5 protein-coding genes are annotated in these 7,026 nt (G+C 66.3%); all 5 read right to left on the reverse strand.

Annotated features, from left to right (window positions below; all coding sequences use genetic code 11):
* Positions 1-117 precede the first annotated feature (117 nt).
* On the reverse strand, positions 118-1,935 hold the full coding sequence (locus ABIC78_RS14035) for an ABCB family ABC transporter ATP-binding protein/permease (RefSeq protein ID WP_354490330.1): 1,818 nt from the start codon (positions 1,933-1,935) through the stop codon (positions 118-120).
* Between the two features lie 54 nt (positions 1,936-1,989).
* Positions 1,990-2,982 (reverse strand): aspartyl protease family protein, encoded by a 993-nt coding sequence (locus tag ABIC78_RS14040; protein WP_231627800.1) that lies wholly within the window; start codon positions 2,980-2,982, stop codon positions 1,990-1,992.
* Positions 2,983-3,092: 110 nt separating this feature from the next.
* Positions 3,093-4,625 carry a lipopolysaccharide biosynthesis protein gene (locus ABIC78_RS14045; protein WP_054132675.1) on the reverse strand — a complete coding sequence of 511 codons (1,533 nt, stop codon included), beginning with the start codon at positions 4,623-4,625 and terminating at the stop codon, positions 3,093-3,095.
* Complete coding sequence (locus ABIC78_RS14050) at positions 4,622-5,593, reverse strand: glycosyltransferase family 2 protein (protein WP_237741043.1); 972 nt, start codon at positions 5,591-5,593, stop codon at positions 4,622-4,624. Before ABIC78_RS14050 ends, ABIC78_RS14045 begins: the two co-directional genes overlap by 4 nt.
* A gap of 92 nt (positions 5,594-5,685) precedes the next feature.
* On the reverse strand, positions 5,686-6,720 hold the full coding sequence (locus ABIC78_RS14055; protein WP_171797201.1) for a glycosyltransferase family 2 protein: 1,035 nt from the start codon (positions 6,718-6,720) through the stop codon (positions 5,686-5,688).
* Positions 6,721-7,026: the final 306 nt, after the last annotated feature.

The raw sequence follows: 7,026 nt of genomic DNA on the forward strand, positions 1-7,026 counted from the left end.
ATCAGCTTCATACCCCCCTCCTCTTTAGAGGAGGGGCTGGGGGTGGTGCGAAGCCTTGCGCTGCGCATCCACCACCCCCCGACCCCCTCCTCTGAAGAGGAGGGGGAGAACAGCGCCTTACTCTGCCGCCTCACCCATTTCCTCGCTTTCGGCGGCCTGGCGCGCCCACATTTCGGCATAGAGCCCGGCGCGGCGCAGCAGGTCGGCGTGGCTGCCCTGTTCGGCCAGGCGACCCTGGTCGATCACCAGGATCGTGTCGCTATCGGCAATGGTGGAAAGCCGGTGCGCGATCGACAGCGTGGTGCGATTGGTGGCCACGTCGCGCAGCGTGCCGAGGATATCCTGCTCGGTGCGGGTATCGAGCGCGCTGGTGGCTTCATCGAACAGCAGGATCGGCGGGTTTTTCACCAAAGTGCGGGCAATCGCCACGCGCTGCTTTTCCCCGCCTGACAGCTTGAGCCCGCGTTCGCCTACCTCGGTGTCCAGTCCTTGCGGCAGGCGGGCGATGAAATCGCCGATCGCCGCACCGCGCGCCGCTGCGGCCACATCATCGGGCGTGGCGCCTTCGCGGCCATAGGCGATATTGTAGCCGATGGTATCGTTGAACAGCACCGAATCCTGCGGCACGATGCCAATCGCCGCGCGCAAGCTTGCCTGCGTGACCGTGGCGATATCCTGCCCATCGATCAGGATGCGGCCCGATAGCGGATCGTAAAAGCGGAACAGCAGGCGGCCGATGGTGGACTTGCCCGCGCCCGATGGCCCGACAATGGCCACGCGGCTGCCGGCTGGCACTTCGAACGAGAGGCCATGCAGGATCGTGCGATCGGGATCATAGCCGAACACCACGTTGTCGAACGTGAGCGAGGGCCGGCGCACGACCAGCGCCGGGGCGCCGGGCTTGTCGGCCACTTCCACGTCGGTGTCGATCAGGCGGAACATCTCGGCCATGTCGATCAGCCCCTGGCGGATCGTGCGATAGACCATGCCCAGCATGTCGAGCGGGCGGAACAACTGCGTCAGGTAGGTCTGCACGAACACCAGCTGGCCGGCGGTGAACTGGCCATGCCACCAGCCCCACACGGTGTAGGCCAGCGCACCGGCCATCAGCAGGTTGACCACCAGCGCCTGCGCGATGTTGAGCAGGCCGAGGCTGTTTTCGCTGGCAACGGCCGCATCGGCATAGGCGCGCGCGGCCTGGCCATAGCGGGCTTCCTCGCGCTTTTCGGCGCCGAAATACTTGACCGTTTCGTAGTTTAGCAGCGAATCCACCGCGCGCGACAGCGCCTGCCCATCGAGCCGGTTCATCCGCTCGCGCAAGTGGCTGCGCCATTCGGTGATCGTGCGCGTGACCCAGATATAGGCCGCCACCGCCACTGCCGTTGCCGCCACCAGGCCCCAGCCAAAGGTGATCCAGAAAATCACCGCGACAACGATCAGTTGCAGGATTGTGGGGGCGATGTTGAACAGCATGAAATAGAGCATCGTATCGATGCTCTTGGTGCCGCGCTCGATCGTCTTGGTCACCTCGCCGGTGCGCCGCGCCAGGTGAAAGCGCAGCGACAGGCGGTGCAACTGAGCAAAGACATGCTCTGCCAGCGAACGCGTGGCATCCTGGCCCACGCGTTCGAACACGATATTGCGCAGGTTGTCGAACGCCACCCCGGCAAAGCGCCCGGCGGCGTAGCCCAGCACCGTCCACATGGCCAACATGCCCAGGCGCGGCCCGGACGTGTTCATGGCGTCGACTGCCCATTTCAGCAGATAGGGCAGGTAAAGCTGCACCCCGGTGGAGGCCAGGATGAACACGCACGCCACCACGATGCGCCAGCGCAGGCCGGGATTATCGGCCGGCCAGAGATAGGGAAGAAAGCGCTTGAGCGTGTGCCAGCCATCGTGGCGGGCACCGGGGGCATTTGGTTTTTCGGGCGGCATCGCCTTCACATAGGCATTTTGTTGGCAGATGCCACCTGCTGATTGCCCGCCAGATCAGCGTGCCGCCAGTGCCTGTGGCGCGGCTGGCGTGAAATCGAACATCACCCTGCGCCGGGCAAAATCGATCCCCACCTTCTGGAACGCGCTCAAATCGCGCATGCCCAGCAAAAGAGCGGGGCGGCGGCTGAGCTTGAGGTGTGCAAAGGCGGGGGCATCGGCAAACGCGAAGGTCAGGTTGCGGATATCCATGCCGCCGATCCGCATCACGCGCGCTTGGCCCACGTCGGCCGTGATGACCTGTCCGGTCACGGCGATGAGGCGGGCCTGCTGCTCGCCCTGCCGGCGGTTGAGCGCGCGCTGCAGGGCGCGGTTGCCGATCGAGGTATCCGATCCGGTATCGATCATCACATCGGTGCGCACGCCATCGACCATGGCCTCGGTCATGATCAACTGACCCGAACGGCGGCGCGCGGTAACGACGATGTCATAGCTGTCGGCATGCGGCGCATCGGGCGCGGCATTGCCGATCATCATGCGGTGCGCGGCAAAATCGATCGTCACGCGCTGGTCCTGCAGCCCATCGAGGCCGACAATGCCCTCAGCCTCCAGGTCGTGCCCGTCCACCAACGGTGCTTCCAGCCCGGAAAAGCGCCGGGTGCCAAGCGACATTTCGGCCACGGTGACCAGGTCCACGTCTTCCAGGCCAGCGACGCTCACCAGCGTGGCGCGACCACTGGGCGCCAGGCCGAGCGCCTGTGCTGTCTGCCGCGTCAACACCGTGCGTTCTGCGCCGGTATCGACCATGAAGGCAAAGGGCCCGGCACTGCCGATCGTGACCGGCACGGTGAGTCGGGTGCGCGCATCCTGGCCGAGGTGGATTTCTTCCATCGGGGGTAGGCCATCGGCCGTGGCAGGTTTCGGTGCGGCAACCAGGGGCGCCGCAGTCAGCGGGGTGGTTTGCGCGGGTTGCGCGGACACCGGCAGGGCCGCCGCCATCAAGGCCAGCGGGCCCAGCGTGCCGGCAACCTTTTGGGCCAGCATCAACATCGTCAGGTTCCTCTCCGCCCAGCAGGTTACGCCTGGTTGGACGGCAGCGCCATTGCTATTTTCAACTGCGCAGGCCCGGATCGAACGGAAACGGGATATTCACCACCGTATCACGGCGAAACCGGTTGCTTTCGCCAAGGCAGCGCCGCGACGATTTCACCCAGCAGGCCCAGCACTTCGTCAAGCAGGGGGTGGCGCGTCAGCCGCATGACGACAAGCCAGCACAGGATGCCTGCTGCCACCATGGCAAAGACCTGGCCCAGCCCGCACGCGCCTGGCCCGGCCCATAGCGCATAGCTTGCCAGCAGCGGCGCCACCGCAGCCAGGGTGACTGCCAGGCTCTGGCCATAGATGCGCGCCAGACTCGACCAGGAAAAATCCAGCATCGCCCGCATGAACGGGGCATAGATCACCATCCAGATCAGCCCATGGACAAAGCGTGAGATCGCCACCGCCACCAGGCCAAACGGCGCGGCGGCAATGATCAGGCCCACCGACAGCACGGTTTCCACGATGTTGCGGTGGATCAGCCCGCGCTTGCGCCCCAGCAGCAGCGGCAGATCGGCATTGAGCGGCAGCGAGATATAGCACAGCTGTGCCAGCGCCACCCACAGCAGCAGTGGCGCGGCGGCCAGCCAGCGCTCGCCATAGAGCGCCTGGATCAGTGGCTGCGCCAGCGTGGCGATGCCGGCCATGGCCGGCCAGGTCACGCCGGTATAGGCGGCGACCACGCGCAGATAGGGCGGCCCCAGCGGATCGCCCTGGTCGCGCACCCGGCGGAACGCGGGATAGAACACGCCGGTCACCGCGCCCGCCACCAGCATGCGCAGTTGCAGGGCCAGGCCCGAAGCGCGCGCGAACAGCCCGACGGCGGTGTTGTCGATCAGCCGCCCGATCACCAGTTCGGGCGCCCGCGCGGTGATCGAATAGCAGGTGGACAGCACCGAATTGGTGCCGCCCAGTTCCAGCACCGGCCGTGCCCCCTTCAGCCGCAGCGGCCAGGGCACCATCACGCCGGCGCGCCACTGGCTCACCACCAGGCGCGCGCCCTGCTGGGCAAAGGCGCCCCAGGCCAGTGCCAGCGCGCCATGACCGAGCACCGCCAAAGTCACCGCCGTGGCGGCGTTGGCGATCGACGATCCCACCTCGATCATGGTGTTGGACTTGTAGTCCATGCGCCGCTGGCAGGTCGCCTGCGGCACGATCGACAAGGGCACCAAGAGATAGGACGATGCCACCACCAGCAGCACCGGCAGAAGCGCAGGATCGTTGTAGAACCGCGCCACCGGCACGGCGCTGGCAAGCGCCAGCAGTGCGATGCCCCAGGCAAAGACCACCGAGATGGTAAACGCGGTCTGCAGCTTTTCCGGCGTCAGGTCGCGCTCGCCATTGACATAGCGCGCCACCCCGAAGTCCTGCAGGAAGGCGACGATCGTGACCGCGGCAAAGGCGATCGAAAACAGCCCCAACTGCGCCGGCGTGATGAACCACCGGGCCAGAACAACGCTGGTGGCGAACTGAATCGCGAAAGAGGCGTATTGCGACACCAGCGCCCAGGCCGCCGCCGTGCGCACCGACATTTCGGGCGCCGGGCTGCCGGTGGCCGGATGGGGCCGCCGGGGCGTGTCGCGCTTCGCCGTCATGCTGCTTGCCGCGCCAGGGCGATCGCGGTCTGCACGGCACGCAGCGGATGCCCGGCTTTCAGCAGGCGGATCGCGGTGCGCCACAACCGTGCCCTGGGGGCGCCATCGGCGATATGGCCCAACAGCACGGGCCAGGCCTCGCCTGCCAGGCGATCGGGCGCATAGAGCAGGCGATCGATCATCCGCTGCCGCACATAGGCCGCGCTGCCTGCGCCAAACATGCCATCCAGCATGTCGAGAGTGGGCAGGGCGGAAAGCGGCGCGATCGGGTCGCTTCCGGTTCGCGTCCGCGCGCCATGGGCCAGCCAGGCGATCGCGGCGTTGCGCGCCTGGGCCACGACATGGCGCGAACTCACCTGGCCGGGCGTGATGCGATAGGCGAGCAGGCACTCTGCCAGGTTGGCCATGCGTGTCTGGCTCGCTAGGCGCAGCCACAGGTCATAGTCTTCCGCGTGGATAAACGCCTCGCGATAGCCGCCCGCCGCGCGCACCAGATCGGTGCGCACCATGACGGCGCTGTGGCACAGGATCGGCCCGTGCTCCAGCGCGGCCAGAATGGCGCCATGATCGTGCGGGCGCTGGATCGGCGGGTTCGGCGCCGGGGCGCCGGTCTCGTCGATGAACGTAGTCTCGCAAGCGACCAGCCCGTGGTCGGGATGCTCTGCCAGGAACGCCACCTGACGCGCCAGGCGTTCCGGCATGCAGATATCGTCGGCATCGAAGCGGGCGACCAGCGGGGCGCGGGCCTGCGCGAACAACTGGTTGAGGCTGCGCACCAGGCCCTGGCGCGGCATCGCGATCGGCCGCACGCGCGGATCGCGCGCAGCATAGGCCTGGGCAATCGCCAGGCTATCGTCGGTCGATCCATCATCCAGGATCAGGAATTCGAAATCGCCAAAGGTCTGCGCCAGCACGCTCTCGATCGCCGGGCCCAGGGTTTGCGCCGCGTTGTACACGCTGGTGGCCACGGTGACGGCCGGTATCGAAGAAGGTGAGGCAGGAATGGCGGGCATCTTTGCAAAAGGAGTAGGGGATGGTGGGGCAAGCAGGCCGGGCATGGTCACTGCTCGCTATCGAGATAGCTGGGAGACGCTGCGCCGCGCGTGCCGCCACGGCGATGGGCGCGGCGGCGCCAGCGCAGCATAGGCGCGGCCAGCCCCGGCAGCCAGTGCCACAGCGCTAGGGCCAACTGCCACATCGGGCCACCCATATGGCCGTTCAGCCGCGTGCCGATCTGGCGCAGGTCCGCCAAGCCCGAACGCGCCTGGCCGGCGACGATGCGATCGATGGCTTCCTCGAATGCCAATGCATCGCGCGTGTCGTTCATCAAGCGCTCGACCGTGGCAATGTCCGGCGCGCCAGGCGGCAGACTGGCGCGGGCCTTGCTCTGCACTTTCAGGCTCCCGCGCAGCAGGCGCAGCGCCTGGGCCGATGCGGAACCGGCGCGAACGCGGTATTCGCATAGCACCGCGTCGACATAATGCGCTTCGCCGCCCAGCGCCATGAGCCGCACCCACAGGTCGAGATCTTCGGCATGGGTCATGGTTTCGTCAAAGCCACCCACGGCCAGGCAATCGGCGCGGCGAAAGACCGAGCCGATATAGACATTGAACGAGCGGTCGAGCACGCCAAGCCAGGTGCCGCGCGTGCTCTGGAGGTGCTCCACGCAATAACGCTCTCCTGCCACGGCGCCAAACATGCGGGCATTGCAGGTGGCGAGGCGCAGCGCGGGATCGGCTTCCAGCACCGGCACCATGGTCGCAAGGTAGGCCGGGCGAAACAGGTCATCGCCATCGAGCAGCGCGATCAGAGGCGCCGTGCTTTGCGCGATGGCGGCATTGCGCGCGGCCGAAACGCCGTGGTTCGCGGTCTGGCACAGACGAATGCGCGGATCGGACCGGAACGGCGCGAGCGCACCGGCCACCGCCGGATCGCCATCATCCACCACGATCGCTTCCCACGCGGTCATGTCCTGGCGCTGCAGCGATGTCAGTGCCTCGCCCAAGAACGCCGCCACGCCAAAGCCCGGCACGATCACGCTGACGCGCGCGGGCGTGCCATCAGGCGGAAGAGGCGGGGCGAGTGGGGCGACCATTGATGCGGGTTTATTCCGTGCGGGTTTAAGGATTGGCTTACAATGGCCCAAAGAATCAGGAGAATCACGGAATGTCGGCGCCATCTGGCCACAAGGGCAGGCTAACGCGATCGAGGGGCACCAAAGTGCGTGAAAAAACGCGTTCTTTTCCAATGGGTTCCAAAGATTTTGAAACAAAATTGCAAAACGTCGTTGACGCCTTGGGCAGTGCTCCATATATGCCGCTTCACCGACGCGGTTCAGCCGGTTTTTCCGGTTCTTCGGGTGTTTCCTGAAGGGTTGTGTTGGTCGCCAGATAGCTACGGA

This window comes from Novosphingobium sp. 1529, from assembly GCF_040544855.1.
Lineage (GTDB): Bacteria > Pseudomonadota > Alphaproteobacteria > Sphingomonadales > Sphingomonadaceae > Novosphingobium > Novosphingobium capsulatum.

Excerpts from the sequence above, each read along its gene's own strand:
- ABIC78_RS14045 (WP_054132675.1), bottom strand. The coding sequence starts at position 4,625 with ATGACGGCGAAGCGCGACACGCCCCGGCGGCCCCATCCGGCCACCGGC.
- ABIC78_RS14035 (WP_354490330.1), bottom strand. The coding sequence starts at position 1,935 with ATGCCGCCCGAAAAACCAAATGCCCCCGGTGCCCGCCACGATGGCTGG.
- ABIC78_RS14055 (WP_171797201.1), bottom strand. The coding sequence starts at position 6,720 with ATGGTCGCCCCACTCGCCCCGCCTCTTCCGCCTGATGGCACGCCCGCG.
- ABIC78_RS14040 (WP_231627800.1), bottom strand. The coding sequence starts at position 2,982 with ATGTTGATGCTGGCCCAAAAGGTTGCCGGCACGCTGGGCCCGCTGGCC.